The organism is Thalassotalea sp. PLHSN55 (genome assembly GCF_052030545.1).
Taxonomy (GTDB): domain Bacteria; phylum Pseudomonadota; class Gammaproteobacteria; order Enterobacterales; family Alteromonadaceae; genus CANMXU01.
This window is the reverse complement of sequence record NZ_JBPDIH010000010.1, coordinates 1-19,789: the sequence shown is the minus strand read 5'-3', so window position 1 is coordinate 19,789 and position 19,789 is coordinate 1. Positions and strand designations below refer to the sequence as shown.

At 39.9% G+C, this 19,789-nt stretch carries 13 protein-coding genes; 8 read left to right on the top strand and 5 right to left on the bottom strand.

Annotated elements, in window-relative coordinates:
- Window positions 1-4: 4 nt before the first annotated feature.
- A complete protein-coding gene (locus ACRRSQ_RS17240; RefSeq protein WP_440877021.1) occupies window positions 5-721 on the bottom strand; it encodes a 3-keto-disaccharide hydrolase in 717 nt (238 codons plus the stop codon).
- 613 nt (window positions 722-1,334) lie between these two features.
- Between ACRRSQ_RS17240 and ACRRSQ_RS17235 the strand changes: the two genes are divergently transcribed.
- From ACRRSQ_RS17235 to ACRRSQ_RS17205, 7 genes are all read left to right on the top strand, one after another.
- Window positions 1,335-4,436, top strand: a complete 3,102-nt coding sequence (locus tag ACRRSQ_RS17235; protein WP_440877020.1) for a TonB-dependent receptor — start codon at window positions 1,335-1,337, stop codon at window positions 4,434-4,436.
- 115 nt (window positions 4,437-4,551) lie between these two features.
- Window positions 4,552-6,117, top strand: coding sequence for a sulfatase family protein (locus tag ACRRSQ_RS17230; protein WP_440877019.1), 1,566 nt, complete (start codon window positions 4,552-4,554; stop codon window positions 6,115-6,117).
- Window positions 6,118-6,205: 88 nt separating this feature from the next.
- Entirely contained in the window at window positions 6,206-7,414 is a 1,209-nt protein-coding gene (locus tag ACRRSQ_RS17225; protein WP_440877018.1) for a glycoside hydrolase family 88/105 protein, read from the top strand.
- Window positions 7,415-7,498: 84 nt separating this feature from the next.
- Window positions 7,499-9,178: a BNR-4 repeat-containing protein gene (locus ACRRSQ_RS17220; RefSeq protein WP_440877017.1), complete on the top strand. Its 1,680-nt coding sequence runs from the start codon at window positions 7,499-7,501 to the stop codon at window positions 9,176-9,178.
- A gap of 222 nt (window positions 9,179-9,400) precedes the next feature.
- A complete protein-coding gene (locus ACRRSQ_RS17215) occupies window positions 9,401-10,282 on the top strand; it encodes a sugar phosphate isomerase/epimerase family protein (RefSeq protein ID WP_440877016.1) in 882 nt (293 codons plus the stop codon).
- Window positions 10,283-10,438: 156 nt separating this feature from the next.
- A complete protein-coding gene (locus ACRRSQ_RS17210) occupies window positions 10,439-12,067 on the top strand; it encodes a methyl-accepting chemotaxis protein (protein WP_440877015.1) in 1,629 nt (542 codons plus the stop codon).
- Complete coding sequence (locus ACRRSQ_RS17205) at window positions 12,064-13,266, top strand: hypothetical protein (RefSeq protein ID WP_440877014.1); 1,203 nt, start codon at window positions 12,064-12,066, stop codon at window positions 13,264-13,266. Before ACRRSQ_RS17210 ends, ACRRSQ_RS17205 begins: the two co-directional genes overlap by 4 nt.
- A gap of 90 nt (window positions 13,267-13,356) precedes the next feature.
- Here ACRRSQ_RS17205 and ACRRSQ_RS17200 read toward each other — a convergent pair whose 3' ends face one another.
- Entirely contained in the window at window positions 13,357-15,156 is a 1,800-nt protein-coding gene (locus tag ACRRSQ_RS17200) for a glycoside hydrolase family 43 protein (protein ID WP_440877013.1), read from the bottom strand.
- 418 nt (window positions 15,157-15,574) lie between these two features.
- Between ACRRSQ_RS17200 and ACRRSQ_RS17195 the strand changes: the two genes are divergently transcribed.
- Window positions 15,575-17,008 (top strand): sugar porter family MFS transporter, encoded by a 1,434-nt coding sequence (locus tag ACRRSQ_RS17195; RefSeq protein ID WP_440877012.1) that lies wholly within the window; start codon window positions 15,575-15,577, stop codon window positions 17,006-17,008.
- Between the two features lie 192 nt (window positions 17,009-17,200).
- Here the strand turns inward: ACRRSQ_RS17195 and ACRRSQ_RS17190 are convergent, their stop codons facing one another.
- The 3 genes from ACRRSQ_RS17190 to ACRRSQ_RS17180 all read right to left on the bottom strand — a co-directional run bounded on the left by ACRRSQ_RS17190 (window position 17,201) and on the right by ACRRSQ_RS17180 (window position 19,691).
- Window positions 17,201-17,389, bottom strand: coding sequence for a hypothetical protein (locus tag ACRRSQ_RS17190; protein WP_440877011.1), 189 nt, complete (start codon window positions 17,387-17,389; stop codon window positions 17,201-17,203).
- Window positions 17,367-17,672: a hypothetical protein gene (locus ACRRSQ_RS17185; protein WP_440877010.1), complete on the bottom strand. Its 306-nt coding sequence runs from the start codon at window positions 17,670-17,672 to the stop codon at window positions 17,367-17,369. Before ACRRSQ_RS17185 ends, ACRRSQ_RS17190 begins: the two co-directional genes overlap by 23 nt.
- Before the next feature lie 261 nt (window positions 17,673-17,933).
- Complete coding sequence (locus ACRRSQ_RS17180) at window positions 17,934-19,691, bottom strand: hypothetical protein (RefSeq protein WP_440877009.1); 1,758 nt, start codon at window positions 19,689-19,691, stop codon at window positions 17,934-17,936.
- Between the last annotated feature and the right edge of the window lie 98 nt (window positions 19,692-19,789).

Genomic DNA, 19,789 nt, shown 5'->3' with positions numbered 1-19,789 from the left:
CGCTTTAGTGATTTGTTGATAGCTCTGTTATATAGATATTACGAAAACGCACAAGATTTTGCGTTGCGCCTGTCGCTTTTAGCACTTTACTGCCATGATGTTGAAAGCCAATAAAGCCTTGCTGTGCTTTGTTATCGAGCACATGCGTTGTTAAAACGTCGTTAACAAAAATTTTAATTTCATTGCCCCGACATTCAATACGATAAGTATTCCACGCTAAGTGCTGATAGGCATTGGCCATTTCTGGCGTCCACTGCGGCAAATAATTCATCATAAAATCTTCATCAGGGTGAGAGCGTGTTTTATGTAATGGATGCAGCCACTTGCGACGACCTTGATCATAAAAGCCACCACTCCATTGACGTGCGCTCGGGTCAACTTCCGCTTGATACCCCATCGCTGCTGTACCTTTAGGCGTTTCAACTGCCTGACCTCGAAACATAATGCCCGAATTACTGTATTCACCAACATCTGGCATTTTAATGTCTGCGGTTAATACAAAGTCTCGATAAGTCTTTTTCGTGGTAAAAAACCAATTATCGGTCGACTTAAGTATAAGCTCGCCATTGTTATAAACCGCTTCACCATGCGGATAAATGTTGTGAAATTGACTTAAATCTTTATCTAATAAACTGATTGCTGGGCTAGGTGAATTAGATGCGCAACCAACGAGCAAGACGAAGAAAGTCGATAGCGTCAGTATTTTTTGTAAAAAATGCATTAACATTCCTCATGAAATAATCAACAACCTCATAAAATGATCACCAATGAGCGTTAATGACAAAAGATAACAGGATATTTGTATAATATGCAACAATTTAAGCTAGATTGATACACGCAAATTCGCCAGTTTTTGACACTAAATGCCGTATAAACATCAAAAAAACACCACTAAAAATACAATTATAACCATTATTTTCATAGAGTTAGAGTGAGAGCACCCAATAAAAAACAAGTGTGACGTCGAAATTAGTCAATTAATAGTCACAGTGACGAATTTAATGAAAATTAAATTGTGAAATCCCCCTTCCATCCACAAAAACAAAATAAAATACTTAATAACAACAACTTAAATAATACAAACCAACCCGTAATCGGTAAAATTCCCCTTAATAACCAGGCAAAAATACCTACTATCACCTAAATAAATGTGTAAAAAGCAATCATATTGTTGCTTTATACGTGTGTTTATGTTTAATATTGACCATTAGTGTTTGATTATGACACTTACTGAAAGTTTGTGTTTCATAATGTAACGTTATAGTTTTATCGATATGAGATATAACAGGGTTTAGTAACTACAATAAAAAATAGAAAGTTAAGAGAGAGATATAATGACAACTACTCTAAAGAATCAAAAACAGAATAATCGGGGCTTAGTGTACGGTGCAGCGGGTTTATTGATGGCAATCAGTTCTCCTACAATCGTCGCTCAAGAAGTTCAAACAGCATTAGCTAAACAAGCACAAAAAGAACGTGAAGTAGAAGTTATTGAAGTAACTGGAGTACGTAGTTCTTTAGAATCAGCACTACTAACTAAGCGAGATGCGAATTCAATTGTAGATGCTATTTCAGCAACAGATATCGATGCTCTACCAGCATTAGATTTAGGTGAAGCATTACAAGTTATACCAGGTGTACAAATTGAACGCTCTGGTGAAGGTCGTCAATCTGAAATTAGTTTACGTGGTTTAAGTGGCGGTTTTGTTAAAACAACAGCTTTTGGTCAAGGTTTTGCAACTCCTAGTCGTAGTTACAGTGACGTTGGTTCATCAAATCCATTTTCGTCATTTGAATCAAGTGTTTTTGACGGTGTTACAGTAATTAAGTCGCCAACGGCAGACATGCAGGCAGGCGGTATTGCCGGTACTGTTGATAAAAAAATGCAGCAAGCGTTAAGCAAAAAAGATGGCCTTTTCAATATTAGTATGGGTTCTCGTTATGAAGAGCTAACTAAAAACTGGGATCCAACAATAAAACTTTCAGGCACTAAGCACATTATTGAAGATAAACTTGCTGTCGCTTTTAAAGCCGCAGGTTCAGGACAAACTTTCCGCCGAGATACCGCTAACTTTACCGACTGGGAAACGATTGGTCTTGAGCACCCACGTGGCGGAACACGTGGCAGTAACTCAGACACAATTGACGCTTACAAAGCAAAATGGAATATTCCAGACGAAGCCGAAGTACGCGGTGTAGCACAAGCCCGAAATGTTACAGAATACAGTGAAGGTGACCGAATCTCGTTTACCGGTAACATTGAATGGCGCCCGATTGAAGATTTAAAACTAGGTGCTCACCTTTTATATACAAAACGTGATCTAGATAGCGGCACAAAACAAGATGCGGCTTTTTCTTCAGGTATGAATGCACGAAACGCGCGTAATAACGATATGTTTCATAAAATCGAACCTGATATGGATACAGCACCTTTCCTATACGACACCAATGAAGACGGTCAAGATGTATACGGTGTTACCAAAACCCACATCACTGACGGTTCATGGCAAATTACTAACCGTGAAACAACTTTCCTAGAAGAGTCTAAAGGTATCTTCTTATACGGTGACTATATTACGGATAACTGGGCATTTAACAGTGTTGTAACTCATTCAAAATCTGAAAACCAATTCATGAACGTTGGTTTAGATTTTCGTGTGCAAGGTCATCACAGCCCAGCGCAAGGTGGTTCTCCTGTGATCCCAACGGGAATTGATGCCACAATTGATGCAGCTTATGGTGATATTAATAGTGCGTCAGTAGTCGGTACTGGTTTTGAAGATATCAACTTCTCTATTCCTTGGTCAGTAACTGACAACTTAAGTGCCAGTTGTTTATCACAAAGAGATGTATTGAATGACTATAGAAAGCTAACTTTCTGTTTAACCGGTCGTGTTGACAACCCAGTTCGCGAAGTTTCAAGTGCTGAATTTAACGCACAGCGCTACGTTGATATTGGTTTTGGCGATGTATTACGCTTTGAATCATTCAAGTTTGGTGTACGCCACAGTATTGAATCATTAGATAACCGAGATCAGCAAATCACGTTAGGTGGTGCTAACCTTGCCAATATCAATAACGCGACAGTAGAAGGCAACCCATTAGTATCAAGCGGTCAGTCTAGCTTCTTTAACGGTGAATACGATGGCGCATTTGGTGTTGACGGTGGCTGGTTAACTGTTGATAACTTAGATTTACGCGCGGATTTGCAAGACGGCTTAGCAGATATTGAAGATGGTGTAATTGCTGATCCAAGTGGTTTTTATGAACGTAAAGTTGGCCCTCATTCACAGCGCTATGCAACAAACTTTTCTGCAGAGCAAAATATCAGTGCCGCATACATAATGACTGATTTTGCCGGTGAACTTGGAGACGTACCGTATTCAGGTAACCTTGGTTTACGTTATGTTTATACAGACAATGAATTTGATGGTTTCAAACGTGACCGAAACAACCCAGAAGGTGACATTCTTGTCGCAACAACAATACAAGATGATTACGATCACTTGTTACCATCAGCTAACTTCAGTTTTGAGTTGCACGATGATGTTGTATTACGTGCTGCCTATAGTGAAGGGTTTGTACGTCCAAACTTACGTATTTTAACACCAACAACAGACTTACGTAGTGGTAACGAAACGGCAACCGTAACTTTACCATCGGCACTTGTTAAGCCCTACGACGCACAGAACATCGATTTATCTTTAGAGTGGTATAACCGTGACGGTAGTGCGATATCTGTAGGCGTTTTCCAAAAAGTAATTACAGGTTTCTTCTACACAGACAACGAATCATGTCCTGAAGGCGACCCAGTAATTATTGATGCACTTGCCAGTGATATTACCTATACCCAAACGGGTCCAGAATCATTTACCTGTACTCAAAACGAGCCGCATTTAGATGCCAACGGTGAATTGCAAATTCGTGATGTTACTGTTAATCAAAGAAAGAACAGTGACAGCGATATTACCTTGACTGGTGTAGAAATTGCTATCCAACAAAAATTAGACTTCTTACCTTACCCATGGAATGGTTTTGGTGGTGTATTTAACTACACCTACATTGACCAAGAAGCTGAAGAAGAAGTTGGCGATGCAAATAACAAACTATACAAGGTTGCGCCACAGTCGTTTAACATTGTTGGTTATTACGAAAATGACGGTTACTCTTTCCGCTTAGCCTATAACTGGAAAGATGATTCTTTGTTACAAGCAACAAATACGTACTTAGGTTTGCTTCCACGCACGCAGCAAGCAACCGGACGTTTAGATGCATCAGCAGCGTATAAATTTAACAAAAACCTTAAAGTATTCTTACGTGGTTACAACTTAACTGATGAAAAACGTAAAGAGTCATGGGGTTACGATGATAGAGCAATATCACGTGTTGATTATACAGGACGTATTTTTGAAGCTAGCATGAGCTACAACTTCTAAAAATCTTGATATAGAAAAGTCATCACTTTTCATTTGATTAAAGCTTAACAATGCTGAATTTCCCCATTCACCCATTGTTAAGCTTTTTTTATATGCTCTTAACAGGATTTTGGTCATGAAAACTCGCTTTTACTTTATTGTTTTAGGCTTGATACATTGCTGTATTTATTCGCAGAGCTTGGCAAGCACCAACTCGAACAATCTAGAGAAGCCGCTTTACGGTAAACAACAAGCAAACATTATTATTATTGTCGCAGACCAAATGCGTCGCGCGTCAATGGGCTTTTGGCAACAAAGTCGGTTTAAACACGCGCTTAATGGCAAGAGTGATTATGTCATCACCCCAAATTTAGACAATCTCGCTAATCAAGGGGTTGTTTTTAATCACGCGATTTCTAACTACCCTTTATGTAGTCCCTTTAGAGGCATGTTATTGTCGGGCTTATTTCCACACAAAAATGGTGTCACCAATAATACTCGTACCGATAGACCCAATACTGGTTTAAAAACCGAGGTAAGAACACTGACCAATGTGTTAGCCAATGAAGGTTATAACACCGCTTTGGTAGGAAAAGGCCATTGGCACAATAATCACCCACTTTTTGATGGGCAAAGTAATTACGTTGGAAAAGCAACCGCGCCAGGCGGGCATTTTTTTAAAGGCACCCGTTACGACACCTATATTCCTCCAGGTCCGGCGCGACAAAGCATCGAATATTGGTACCAATCAATAGGGCATAACCATAACAATCCGGTGGTGTATACCAATGATAAAAAAATAAGCAATAAAAACGACGGACAACCCTTTTACCCAAAACGTTACTCGGCAGTAGACCAAGCCAATGTCATTATTGATTACATTAATAATAGCCACGAGCAACGCAACCAAAACAAACCGTTTGCGTTATTGTGGACGATGGATCCCCCCCATAGCCCATACAAAAACCTAACAGATACTGACGAGCAAATTTATAACCAGTTTTACAAAGATGTTGCCATTGAAACGCTGTTAAACCGCAGTAATGTCAACATTGCAACCGCTGAAAAATATGCTCGCTTTCACTTTTCAATGATCACCTTAATTGATCGAGAAATTGGCCGAGTGATGGCAAGCCTTCAAAACCAAGGCTTAGATGAAAATACGCTAGTGATTTTTACCGCTGATCATGGAGAGATGATGGGTAGCCACAGCAAAATGTCTAAAAACAGCTATTATGAAGAGTCGCTCAGCATTCCATTAATTATCAGCTACCCAAAAAAGCTTAAGCCTCATCTTAATGATTTGCTTATCAGTGTGCCTGATTTTATGCCAACTATATTGGCTTTAGTTGACCTAAAAGAAAAAATTCCAAACAATTTAGACGGCATAGATCGTAGTGAACTATTAATAAGCCAAAGTCGAAAAAATAATGCCGCGCCTAACGCCAGTTTATATTACGGTAAAGCCAATGAAATTGGCGTACGTACACATCAATATACCTACGTACTCAATGCCAATGGTCAGTTAATTGCCTTATTTGACAACAAAAAAGATCCGTATCAACTGCAATCGCTAACGCTTGAACAAATCCCTGAACAAGACAGCAAAATGCTCAAGCAAGCATTAGGCATGCTACTAAGCAATATTGACCACCCTTGGGCAGTACAACAGAAATACCCTTCAATGGTGACATATCCCTAATTTACAACAAAAAGCGTTTGTTGGCTTAATAACTAAGACAATAAAACCATAAAAAATAAGCGAATAAAAACAAAAGGTTAAGTTTTAAATGATTAAAAAAATTATATTACCACTTTTTATTTCAGCCCTATTTGCGGGTGCACTATTTCCAAAAGTGGTCAGTGCACAGAATCAACTCGCACCTGATTCTCAAGTGCCGGCAACAGATATAAACTATCCTGATGCTAAGCAAACCATGCAATACATGGAGCAAGTGGCGAACTGGCAGCTACCGCGCCTTTTTAAAGCCGATTACGCAACTCGTGGTCGCAAACCTTCAGAAAATCCGAAACAATGGATCCAAGGGGCATTTTATGTCGGGTTGGCTGCCATAGCAGAACGCTCTAATAACCCAACCTATGCAAAATGGATTGGCATGATCGGCCAACAAGAAAAATGGCAACTAGCCAATCGACTTTTTCACGCCGACGATCATATTATTGGCCAAACCTACCTTTGGTATTATCAAAATCATCAAAACAATGAGCAACTATTAGCTCATACCCGCTCGCAATTTGACAAAATTTTGGCTGCTGACCCACAGGTTGATTTAGCTTTTATCGGCAAAAAAACTAACCTAAACAAATCAGACTGTCAGCAACGTTGGTGCTGGGCCGATGCGCTATTTATGTCGCCGCCAACATGGTTTGCACTAGCAAATGCCACTGGTGAGAAAAAATACGCTGACTACGCGCATAAAGAGTTTAAAGCCACCTTAGATTATTTATACGACACCAAAACACATTTAGTTTTTCGCGACAGTCGCTACTTTGACCTGAAAGGCGAATTTGGCGAACAAATTTTCTGGTCGCGCGGCATGGGATGGGTAATTGCAGGTTTAGCCAATAGCATTAAGTTGTTAGACAAAAATGACCCAAACCGTGCTTATTACACCAAGCACTTTATCGAAATGGCGTACGCGATTAAAAAGCTACAAAAGCAAGACGGAACCTGGTCTTCATCACTACTCGCCCATGAAAAAATGACCAACAAAGAAGCCAGTGGCACTGCCTTTTTTACCTATGCCTTTGCATGGGGAATTAAAAACGGATTGTTAAGCGCCCAAGACTTTTGGCCAAGCACCGAAAAAGCATGGTCAGCGCTGACCTCGTTTATCCACCCTGATGGCAAATTAGGGCATGTGCAGCAAATTGGCGATAAGCCTGGCGAATCTGCCTACGACAGCACACAAATATATGGCGCTGGTGCCTTTTTATTAGCTGGCGCAATGATTTATGACTTAGCGTCTGAAAAATAATGCGTGAACTTATGAAAACAAAACCAATAACAAAGCGAAGCACTAATGGCGACAACAAAATTTAGTTAATGAGTTTATATTTAAATGATGAAACAAGTAAAAAATTACATAATAGCAGCGTTGCTTACTACACTATGTTTAACGTCTGCACAGGCAACGATGAGCGAGCAAACCTTCTTTGAAAAAAGAGCGGCGTTGATCATTAAGCATTCACATCACGACGCCACATTTGCCATGCTGAAAAAAGAACAAGCACAGCAAACTTTGTACAGCAATGAATATTGGCGCTGGCGAATAGATCAATACCTTTATGGCCAATATGTTGAATTTCAGCCCATTTATGATGCATTTACTCAAGGTAAAAAGTTCAACCAAATATATAACCTACCACCAGAAGATCTAGGAAAAAAATGGGTAAAACCAAGTAATCTACCTAAGCTTCCTGCCAATGCGTTTACCGAAAACCTTGCTGGCAATGCCAATACCGGTTGGCATAAGCTAGATGGTGATACGCTTTATATTACCTATCAAGGCCACTTAACAGATCCTTATGTCGCAAGCTATAACCTGAAAACTCAGCAGTGGGACGGCGCTTATAAAGCCGGTCATAGCACACTTTCAAAGGGTGAACGTAAAATTGATAGCCACGGCAGACCGATCATTGAAGTTGATGACCAAGGTTATATTCACATTGTGTTTGGCGGCCATGGCGGTGAACGAGAAGACGGCTTAAACCCTTTTTCTATCGATACCCCTCACGCAGGCGGTCGAATGAAACATGTGGTGTCGACTCAACCATACGATCTTAGTGAATTTGTTGAAAAACAAGATATTTCACCCTTTGCCTCTTATACACGCAGTTACAAAATGGCAAATGGTGATATTTATTTCTTCACCCGTGCTGGCACACATAAATCACCTTGGGTTTATTATAAAATGAAAAGTGGCTCACAAACCTTCGAGCCACCCGTTGTTATTACCTGGCCGACACCGCAAAAATCAGATCCGATCAATGTTGATACGCAATACATTAACCCGCTTAAAATTTCTGATACGGAAATCGCCATTACCTCACTTTGGCATGCCTGTAATTTTAACGAGAGCCACCCAAAACCTCTTTATAACCGTCTAAACCTTTATTACATGACCTTAGATACCCGTGACGACAGCTTTTATAACGCCAATAAAGAAAAGCTAACTTTGCCGTTAACCCAACACGCATTTAATCAACAAACCCTAGTTTATGACTCTGAAAAAGCCAATGAAACCACTTTTCATACCAAGCCACTGATACTTGATGATGGCACGCCAGCCGCCGCTTATGAAGCGCGAACCTTGGCCTATAGAGAATGGCGTATGGCAAAGTTTGACAAAGGCCAATGGCAAACAGGATTACCTATGCCTGGCACCACAAATCGCATAGTGAAAACGATTGCTGGCAAACAGATAAACACGGTATTTTCATTTGAACATTTAGCCAACCCAAGTAAACAAGATAGAAAAAACATCGCCGCACTGAGCTATGAAAATAGCGACAGAGAAACGGTATTTGCTATCGCAAAATTAGTTTCAACGTCAAAAGACAACAAAAAAATTTGGCAAATTGAACAAAACTACTTTGCCATTGCCAAGGGAAAAATACAGATGCGAGCAGTGAAAAATGACCAAGGAGAATCAGTTGCATTAATTATTAATGTGCGAAAAGGTAAAGCGCAACAATTGTACTTATGGCATGACGGTCAGTTCAGAGCGAACAAAGTCTAAGTTTTCACTTGCTAGTTTCGCGTCAACATCAGCTCAGTGAAGCAATGTACGCTTATTGGCTAGCATGAAAGACAGGACAGCTTCGCAGTTGTCCTTAACTTAGCTCAACGATCAGCGCTATGTTCAGGCCAATGATATGAGCAAAAATTAAACCTTGAAAAAACCAAAAAAAATCGAAAAGGCAAAGCGCAGCCAACTATCAACATAAGGGACGTAACAATTATGCGACCAACAACCTACTTAATCATTACCGTATTGATAACCAGCCTATTATGTAGTGCCAGCCTAATGGCAAAAGCAATGCAAACGCCATTAGTGAGTGTTCAACTGCACTCAGTAAAAAACGCGATCACGCAAGACTTTAACGGCACCCTAACCGCGCTCGCGCATATGGGCTTTACCGGCGTTGAATTTGCAGGCAGGTACGGACCCTATAAAGACGACCCTACTGCGCTAAAACAATTTTTAACTTCGATAGGATTGCAAGCCAGTGGCGCGCATATTAGTGTAAAACAATTGCGCGGTGAGCAAGGCGCAAAACATTTCGCATTCTTTAAGGCGCTCGGGGCAAAACTCATCTTTATTCCACATGACGAGCGTATTGACGACCCAAAGCAAATGCCAGCGCTGTTTGCAGAGCTAACAATGCTTTCAGAGCTAGCAAATCAATACGGCTTAACCTTAGGCTATCATAATCACGCCAAAGAATTCTCCCGTTTTCAAGGGGAAACATTTTGGGATCATCTCGCCAAAAATACGCCGAAAAATTTTGCGCTGCAGTTAGATGTTGGTTGGGCAAACTTTGCTGGTGTAGATCCCTTAACCTACGTTAATCGTTACCCCAATCGCACGTTAGCCGCTCATATAAAAATAAGAACGACAGCCGATAAAAAGCTAATGGCTAAAATTCCCAATAACGTGCCAGTGGTGATTGGCCAAGACAATTACGATTGGGCGCGGTTAGTTAATGCGCTGCATACCAAAGGTGGCACACAGTGGTTAGTGATTGAACAAGAAGAAACCCATGTAGGTAAAACACGTTTAGAAACGGTGCAGCAATCACTTAAAGGTTTACAAAAAGTACTTAACGACACATTTAGATAATGTCGCTCAGATAAAGTAGTTTAGATAAAACAAAAACACACAAAATAGCGGTTAGAAAATAGGTGATTAGCACGCAAATAAAAAGGGAAATACATTGATCTATTTAGGTCTATAAACTATCTATAAGACTATGTTAATAAAAAAATTACTCTTGATATGTTTAATAACTTAAGTATAAAAATTAAATACGCAATACCTTTGGTTGTCGCTTTAATCGCCCTTGTTACTGTGACCTATGCAAATTTCTTACTAACAAGTAAGTTAGAAAGCGATGCCAACGTATTTCCTGAAAAATTTATGCCCGCCATTAATGCCGTATTAAATGCCGATCGAGATTTATATCAAGCAAGAGTTGCTGAAATTCAACTGGCAAACTCAAGTTCAGGTGCAGCGAGTTTTCTTAGCGATATTGACGAAAACGCAAAACAAGCAAAAGAACGTTTTAATAAATACCGCCAATTAATGAAAGATTACCCAGACGTGTTAAATGCCTTAAAAACCTTTGATGAACGTTATCAGTTATGGCTTAACGAAGTGGGAAAAGTTATCACGGCCAAAAATAATAGTGGCAACGAGGCCGCTATTGCTATCGTTAATACTAGCTCTGAACAACATTTTTCTGCATTAAGAAAAATTTATGATCAGGCTGGCGAGCGCGCCTTTAACAAAGCCGAATTATTAAAAAGCGAAATTGCTGCGTCAAATAGTCAGTTTAAAACAATCACCATAGTACTCGCCTTCATTATTATTATTGTCACGGTAATTACGTCCATCTATAGCCAAAAACTCTTGCTGCAACGACTCAACGAAATAAAAGAAGGTATTAATGATATTACCTCTGGTGGCGGCGATTTAACCAATAAAATCAGAACCAAACAAAATGATGAAATAGGCCACCTCGGACAAGCCTTTAATGAGTTTGTTGAAAGCTTAAAAGGGTTGATTATTAGCTTACGTGATGACGTAAGCCATTTATCGGAAAGTAGTACAACATTAAAAGTATCTGCTAAAAAAGGACAAAAAGTTGCTGAAACGCAAAATACCGCCTCAGACATGATCGTAAGTGCAGTTCATGAAATGAGTATGTCGACAAAAGAATTAGCAAATATTGCCTTAAAAACAGCTGACGAAACCAAAAAAGCGATGACCTTTTCGAAAGAAGGTGTCACTAAAATTGGTGAATCGGTCACGCAAATAGAACAGCTTTATACAACCATTGAAGAAGCTTCTACAGGTACCAAACAATTGTCTGAAGACTCGTTAAACATCTCAAGTGTGCTCGATGTTATTAGAGGCATTGCTGATCAAACAAATCTATTAGCACTTAATGCCGCCATAGAAGCGGCCAGAGCTGGTGAGCAAGGTCGAGGTTTTGCTGTTGTTGCTGATGAAGTACGCTCGCTTGCTCAGAAAACTCAAGAGTCTACTGACAGTATTCAGAAAATGATCGAATCATTACAGTCAGGAGTATCTAATGTGGTAAAACAAATAGACGACGGCTTTAGCAAGGTAGCAAGTACCGTTGAATTATCTAAAGAAACAGAGTTATCGTTAGAAAGCATTTTAGGTAGCGTAACCACAGTAAGCGATATGTCTATTCAAACAGCAACAGCGACTGAAGAGCAAACGGCCGTCACCGATGAAATTAATCGCAATTTACATGATTTAAATGAACAAATTATCATCACTAAAGAAATTTCGTCAGAAACAAATAACGCATCAAGCCAAATGCAATTGTTAACACAAAATATTGAAGCCGGAATTGATAGGTTTAAAGTGGAATGAAGTATTTAGTCACCTATATATTCACTTTTTTATTGGCAACATATGCAACAGCAAATACCCTTCCCTCTTTATTGCTTGGTAGCTATAACTCGCCTCCTTATGTGCAGGTAGAAGATAATAGTATTCAAGGTATTTCAATTAATACTATTGAATGTATTTTTAACCAATTAGACATGGAGGTTGCTTTTGCTATTTACCCGCTCAAACGGGCGCTAGTTGAATTAGATAAAAATACCATTGATGGTGTGTTTCCGGTTAATTTTGCAGAAAGTCAAAAGTCGACGAGAACGTTACCAGTTTCAATTAAAAAGTGGTTTTGGCTATCCAATTACAAATTAACAGACAGCACTGAGATTTCAGACAAAAAGCACATTGGCGCAGTACGAGGTAGCCCAGAACATTTTTGGCTATTAGCAAATAACTATTCCGTCAACACCTTAGTAACAACACAAAAACAGCTGTTGGAAATGTTCAAAGCCGGCAGAGTCGACATCATCATAGTTGATAAAAACCTAACCAATGAAAGCCTTGAATTTCAAGATATTCTAAATGCGACAAACAACTACTGGCTGTTTTTAAAGTATGAATCACAACACCTAGCATTTTCAGATAATGTATTAACTCAACATGCCAATTTAATTCATCATTTCAACCAGTCTATTTCTGCTTGCGCTCCCCTGTCGTTAAGACTTACTAATGATGAAAAAATTATGTTAAAAGATTATTCCCAGTCGTATTTAACAAAAGTTGTCGACTACTTACGCTTACACCCTGCTCAGTCACTTTTACAAAATGAAATTACGCAAAGTTATAGTGAAAAAATAGATAACCAATGGCGCAGTGAAGTAAGCAATGGGGCCGGTGATCTTTATGAGCTGATAATGAATTCTGAATTCAGTAAGTTTTTATTTGAACAGCAACTTAGCGCTAACCAAACTATTACCGAGATTTTAGCAATAGATACTGATGGCTATGCTATCGCTATGAGCCAAGCGACGACAGATTTATATCAAGGAGATGAGCCAAAGTTCATTAATACTCATGGCATTGATAAAGTACACGTTAGCGACATTGTCTTTGACCAATCAACGAAAACCTATCAAAGCCAAATTAGCTTTTCTTTGCCAAAATCAATGTATCCGATCAGCGTATTAACTTTTGGTGTCGATATAAAAAAAATATATCAGCAAAAAAACTAGGGGCTGTTCTCTTTCAGCAAGCAATAATATTAAGCCATTGGGCGACATACATATTGCTCTACTGAAAGAGAATAATAACAAAACTATCGCTTAGCGCGATAACTTCGCCGCTTTAGGGCCGTCGTAATCGTAAGTAAACCAGTCAACATCAATATATCCGGCATCTTGGTCAGTTTTTTCATTCCATGAGAAGAAACCTAAGCGATCACCTGTCCATTTACCAAATGCGATGGTAAACGTTGGACCAAATGCTTTAAAGCTTTTGCCGTCAAAACTATATTCATAAGTAGCTTGGTTACGGGCATTCGATGTACGCACATATAAGTCGTTGCCCGTTATTTCAGGGCCAAGGGTTTTATTACTCATTGGGTCCATATAAAACAAATGTTTCTTGCCTTGCTCATTCATTTGCACACCAAGTAGGTTAAATACGCCGCCGTAACGAACAAAACCCGCTAGCTGATTAGGCTGCATGCCTGAAATATCAAACTTAGCAACGGCAGTACCTGTGGTGATCCCCATTATACGTTGACTTAAGGTATTGCTAGCACGCCAAAAATCAGAGTCTGAGCCGTCATTATTGGTCCACTCATTAATTTTTGGTCCGTAACCTTTTTCATTAGGTAGCACTTTGCTCGCCGTTAAGCGCAACCAACCGGGTCTTTTAGTTAATGACCAATGGCTGTCTCTTGGATTATGATTCCATTCCCATTGGAAACCTAATTGTTCAGCAGAAAAATCGTCATCTGAACTTGGCGCAGCAATCGGGTAACCGTCAATCGGCTTTTTGTGTCGCTTAACAGGCTCACCAATACCATCATTGTCTTCATCAAAACCAATAATCGGCCAACCGTCTACCCAAGTCACAGGATCAAGTACTTGTGGTCTACCTTGGAAAGGAATATCGTCATTTTGAATAAGCTGATGCATGTACCACCAAGAGCCATCGGGTGCTTGCATTAGCCCGCCTTGACTCGCACTGCGATTGTTAAATTCTTTACCTTTTTCTAATACCGTTTTGACTTCATAAGGGCCGTAAATACTTTCTTTTGAACGAAGCACGAGTTGTTTACGGTCATTTTTAGGATTTTTAACGCCAGGCTTGGTAGATTTATCTCCCATGGTCCATTGCGCCATAAAAATATACCAAGTACCGTCAATCTTATAAATTTTAGCCGCTTCTGCACCCATGCCGGTATAAACAAGTTTGCCTTCATCTAAAATTTTAGTACCGTCCCAACTCATTTCATAAATGCGATTTTCATTACCTTCAATCGTATTTTCAGGGCCTTTATGCTTAGTACCGGTATTGATGATAACGTAAGCTTTATGCGTTTCGTGATCCCAAAAAACGCCTGGGTCATCTAACACTTCAGCATGAGGTAACATCATGATAGGTTCACTCCACGGGCCGCGAATATCATCAGCGGTGGTCACCATCAAACCATGTTGATAATCAATTTGATACACATACCATTTGCCTTCGTGGTAAGCGATATCACCTGCCCAAGTACCAAATGAATAGCCATTCATACGATCAGCATTATATTCTGGCGCCCACGATAATTTAGGAAACGCATGACCAACGTTAGTCCAATTGACCATGTCTTTAGATTCCAAAATAGGCATCCCCGGAGACATATGCTGCTTAGAGGTGATCATGTAATAAGTGTCGCCGACTTGTTCAATGTCTGAATCGGGATAATCAGCATTCAAAATAGGATTAATATATGTGCCATCCCCTTGATCACCAAAACTACCGGTTTTAGCTTCTTGTAGCACTACGGTCGGTAACGTTTTTGTTGTCGAGTTATCAATGGTGCAACCTGTGGCAGCAAATAGTAGTGGCAAACTACATACCCCAATCGCCTTGTTTTTAGCAAACGTCATTTACATTATTCCTGTTGTGTAACAATTGTTTTAAGTGCAAAACATTGTTAATTAATAATCATTATGATTAACAATGTACCACAAAAAATCAAATCCAATCAACAGCGTTCAATTCAAACAATTTAGCTGACCAGTAACTGAAACTAGAATAACCACAGAAAAATAATAACTTACTGACCGATCAACTTATTAAAAATGCTATAAACCAAGACAACAAAAATCATTTACTTGCATAATAAATCACACTAGCTCATTATTGTGTGCTAAATAAAATCCGACAAACCGCTGCCGGATGCGTAAAAAATAAAATAAAACAATATATAACAACCAGTTAAATGACTAAACGGCTTAGCATCGATGAGTCACTAAGCATTTAACGTAATTACAATAAAAACAACTTTATTAATGGGAATATTGCATGAACACAGCCCTTACACAGGACACCGAAAACCTTCGCTTTATCATACTGATAAGCTGCGTTGCCACTATAGGTGGTTTCCTTTTTGGTTTTGACAGCGGTGTAATTAACGGCACAGTTGCAGGCCTGCAAGTCGCTTTTAATTCAGACGCTGCCGGTACCGGATTTAATGTCGCATCTATGCTACTTGGTTGCGCTTTGGGTGCCGCTGCTGCCGGTCGATTAGCAGATCTTTATGGTCGTAGAACAATGCTAATTATTGCCGCGATACTATTTGTTATTTCAGCTTGGGGCTCAGGTATTTCTACCAGTTCAGCTGAATTTATCATCTACCGAATCGTGGGTGGTTTAGCTGTTGGCGCGGCAAGTGTGATGACCCCTGCTTATATTAGTGAAGTTGCACCCGCATCTTATCGCGGCCGTTTATCTTCTATTCAACAGGTAGCCATCATCATTGGTTTAACCTCGGCTTTTTTAAGTAATTATTTATTAGCTGAAATTTCAGGATCAGCATTAAATACACTATGGCTGGGTTTTGAAACATGGCGTTGGATGTTTTGGGTTGAGCTTGTCCCTGCCATTATCTTTTTAGTTGCGTTGTTTTTCATTCCTGAAAGTCCTCGCTTTCAAGTGGTTAAAGGTAATAAAGAAAACGCCTTAGTCGTTTTGAAAAAGCTATATGGCAATACCCAAGGTCAGAAGAAACTCACCGAAATTGACGCCTCTTTAGCATCAGATCACCATAAACCTAAAATGTCTGATTTAATTGATAAAACCACTAGGAAAATACGCCCAATTGTTTGGGTTGGTATCGGCTTAGCAACTTTCCAGCAACTGGTAGGCATTAATGTTGTGTTTTACTACGGCGCAGTATTGTGGCAATCGGTTGGCTTTACAGAAAGTGATGCGTTGTTTATCAATACAGTGTCGGGACTAGTCAGTATTTTCGCTTGTGTTGTCGCGCTATTACTCGTTGATAAAATAGGACGTAAACCCTTACTGGTTTTTGGCTCTATTGGCATGGCAATAACATTAGCATTAACGGCATTTGCATTTTCAACCAGCTCACTCGATGCTACTGGCGCTGTATCATTATCAGACTCAATGGGCACCTTGGCATTGGTTGCAGCTAACCTTTACGTCATATTCTTTAATATGTCGTGGGGACCAGTTATGTGGGTTATGTTAGGCGAAATGTTCCCGAATCAAATTCGAGGTTCAGGCCTTGCTGTTGCAGGTTTCTTCCAGTGGTTTAGTAACTTTTTAATCACCATGAGTTTCCCATTACTGCTGAGTTCACTAGGCCTAGCAAGTGCTTACGGTATTTACGCGCTATGTGCCGCTATTTCGATTATTTTTGTGATCAAGTATGTACATGAAACGAAAGGCGTTGAATTGGAAGACATGCAAGGTTTTTCCAAAGAAACTAATTAATACTGCAAACAAAATTTATAACCAAGTCTGTCAGGTTTAGTAAAGAGCGTTCAACTAAACCTGACTATTTCTTGCCAACCAAAGCTAGCAGTTACAACTTAGTTTGAAAAGATAACGACTGACACATTACTGACCTTAGCTAATAAATACCCAAATTATAAACTAAAAGCACTCATGGGCTTGTTATGTGTTTTATTCGCCAAGCCACTTAAATTTGGCTTCTTTGATTATTCGATTGAATTCAGCCTGACTGATTTTGCCGTGAGCTAAATCATCTTCTGCTGACCAAGCAACCTTTTGATATTCGTATTCTATAGCAGCAAGAATATAACCGAGTTTTCTTTCGCTGATACATCCCTTATGGAAGTGGTGCAACGCCATGCAAAGCCTCATTCCACTGCTTGCCTTCAGGAAGTTGTGGTAACGTAAAATCAAGAGTAAGAAGCCTTTCATCTGATATTAAGAAACCTTTAGCTATTGAATCTTTGGCACACTCATAGAGCATATAATCAATAGAGTCTTGCAGGCCATAAATATGCCAATCAAAACCGGCATTACAACCGCCGACGATCTTCCCTTCATTATCAGTAATATTTATTACTCTTTCAGCGCAACCTGTAAGGAAAAATAAGGCTACGATTATCTTTAACCAATTTCGAAACATCAATTAACTCTTCTAAACAAACGCTATTAGAGGCAAATAATAGTTTGCTAAAATGTCTAGCGAATCAAAACCAAGCAAACTATTTTTCATAAAAATTAGCAAGGCACGAGTAAAAAACCAGCTGTTTTTTGTCCTGATTTAATGACTTGTTAGAATCGGTACCCTAAACTAACGAATAACGCTGCGCTCTGCGGCAAATTTGTAGCACAGCGGAAAATTTGTCCGACAGCAGCGCCTTGTTATGCCATCTTGCGGGCCTCATCATTTTTTAGGGTCTTCAAACATCATCTTACCAATCCACCAAATTGACCGCCCAACATTGGAAATCAATTGTTGCCCTTGCCTTAAATACGAATTTTCAGTGTCAATTCCGGCAAGCTCTAAGGCTTCTCCGATTTTTGAACTTGTCGGGTGTGCATCACCTACTCGCATATCATAAGCACCCACAATTGGACCAAAGACTTTACGAGCAGCATCATCTCCAACCTTCTGGGATAGTATGTCTTGAAGTAGTTTATTTGAGCCAAGTTTATCCTTATTCGCATGTACTGATAACGCCCGCAACTCTTTGACATTAAGCCGGTCAGAGAAAACGCGTACAATTTCTTTTGCTAGCCTTAGCAATGACGCCTGATCTTTACTTTCGAATCTGGATATTTTCTTTAAGGCTTCTTCACGGTCTATATCATGTGAGAAAAGAGAAACATTAAACTCTTGCTTAAATCCATTCTCCAGCATGCGCATTACTTCGAAAAGTAACTCCTCTACTGCATGTGTGGATGCGGGTTGAGCCTTAACTTGAGAATCTAACAACTCACTGGAAACCTTGCCCTCTGGGACTGCATTATGTGCGGCCCATAAGTGCTGTTCCCATGAAGGCAGACGGGCGATGTCATAAGCATATACAGTAATGAAATCCGCTGAGTTTACTCCAAAGTGAATTCGATAACCGGACGTTGAGTGAATAGAACCTGTTTCGGCTGTATACCATTCAAGTGAGAAGCCTCGAAGCCCCAACAGCTCATTTACAATACTTGAACGAAACCACAGCCACCTTCCAACGTCTTCATTGTTTAGCTCAGCTGATGCGATACGAGTACTATCAGTTTCGACTATGAATTGAGGTAGATTTGTATCAGCGTCCCCTCTAACGCGTTTGCTTATGCCTTGGTGTTCAACCCATTCATCCCGCCAAAATTCTCCTTCCACCCGTACACCATCATAACCGGACTTGTTTCCTTCAGACTTTTCATAATCAGTATTTTCGTTTGTTTCGGGCCCCATTACAGGAGCGTCTTCCTCTTCGTCTACATCTGTACGCCAAGCACGAAACATTGCCCAACTACCGCCAAATACATCATTCACATTGCGAATAAGTAGTTCATATCGGCCGCCATCCCTTTCTTCTTGGTGGTCTTTCAGGTCAGCATATTCGCTGTTTTCAAGTGTCGGTACGTTTTCAACTCTTTGTCGATAGTACGATAGCTTTAGAGATAAATTTCTAGCCGCTAAATAGTCGAGAAGAAACTCTCTTTTTATTTCGATGAGGCGCTGTTCCCCTTTGTCATCGAGAACCTCCCGAGCTACTACTACAAAATTCTCTTCTGGCCTTACCCAGTTACTTCCCTCTTTAATAAGACGAAGCGCTACTACTAAGTCAGGATTCAATATCCATAAACTTCCGCCAACTACAGGTTGAGGGTGCTCAAATATAAGATGGATTCCGATTGGTTCTTTGTCATTCCATTGGTACTGTTCAATTGTAGAATAATAGCCATCTTCATAGGCATAAGGTTGAGGAGTACAACCAATACCAATGTCACTCCAGCTAGCTTTTTCTGCTATTTCTCTGTGCTCTGGAGGAAATGCTACAGAACCACAACCAAAGTACTCGCCAACGTGCCCTATATATTTGCAGTTTCCTTTTTCATCGTTAATTGATGCTCTCAAAGGCACCCAAGTAGACTTTGAAAAAGTCCGACGTGTTTCCTTTTTTTGAAGAATCCAATCTTGATTCATTGATCGTCAGTTCCTTTGGGCATAGACATAATGACTCCCCACGAGGCTAGCCTCCATTCGTGGGTTAACTTAAAAAGACAGAGCCATAATTAGTTTGT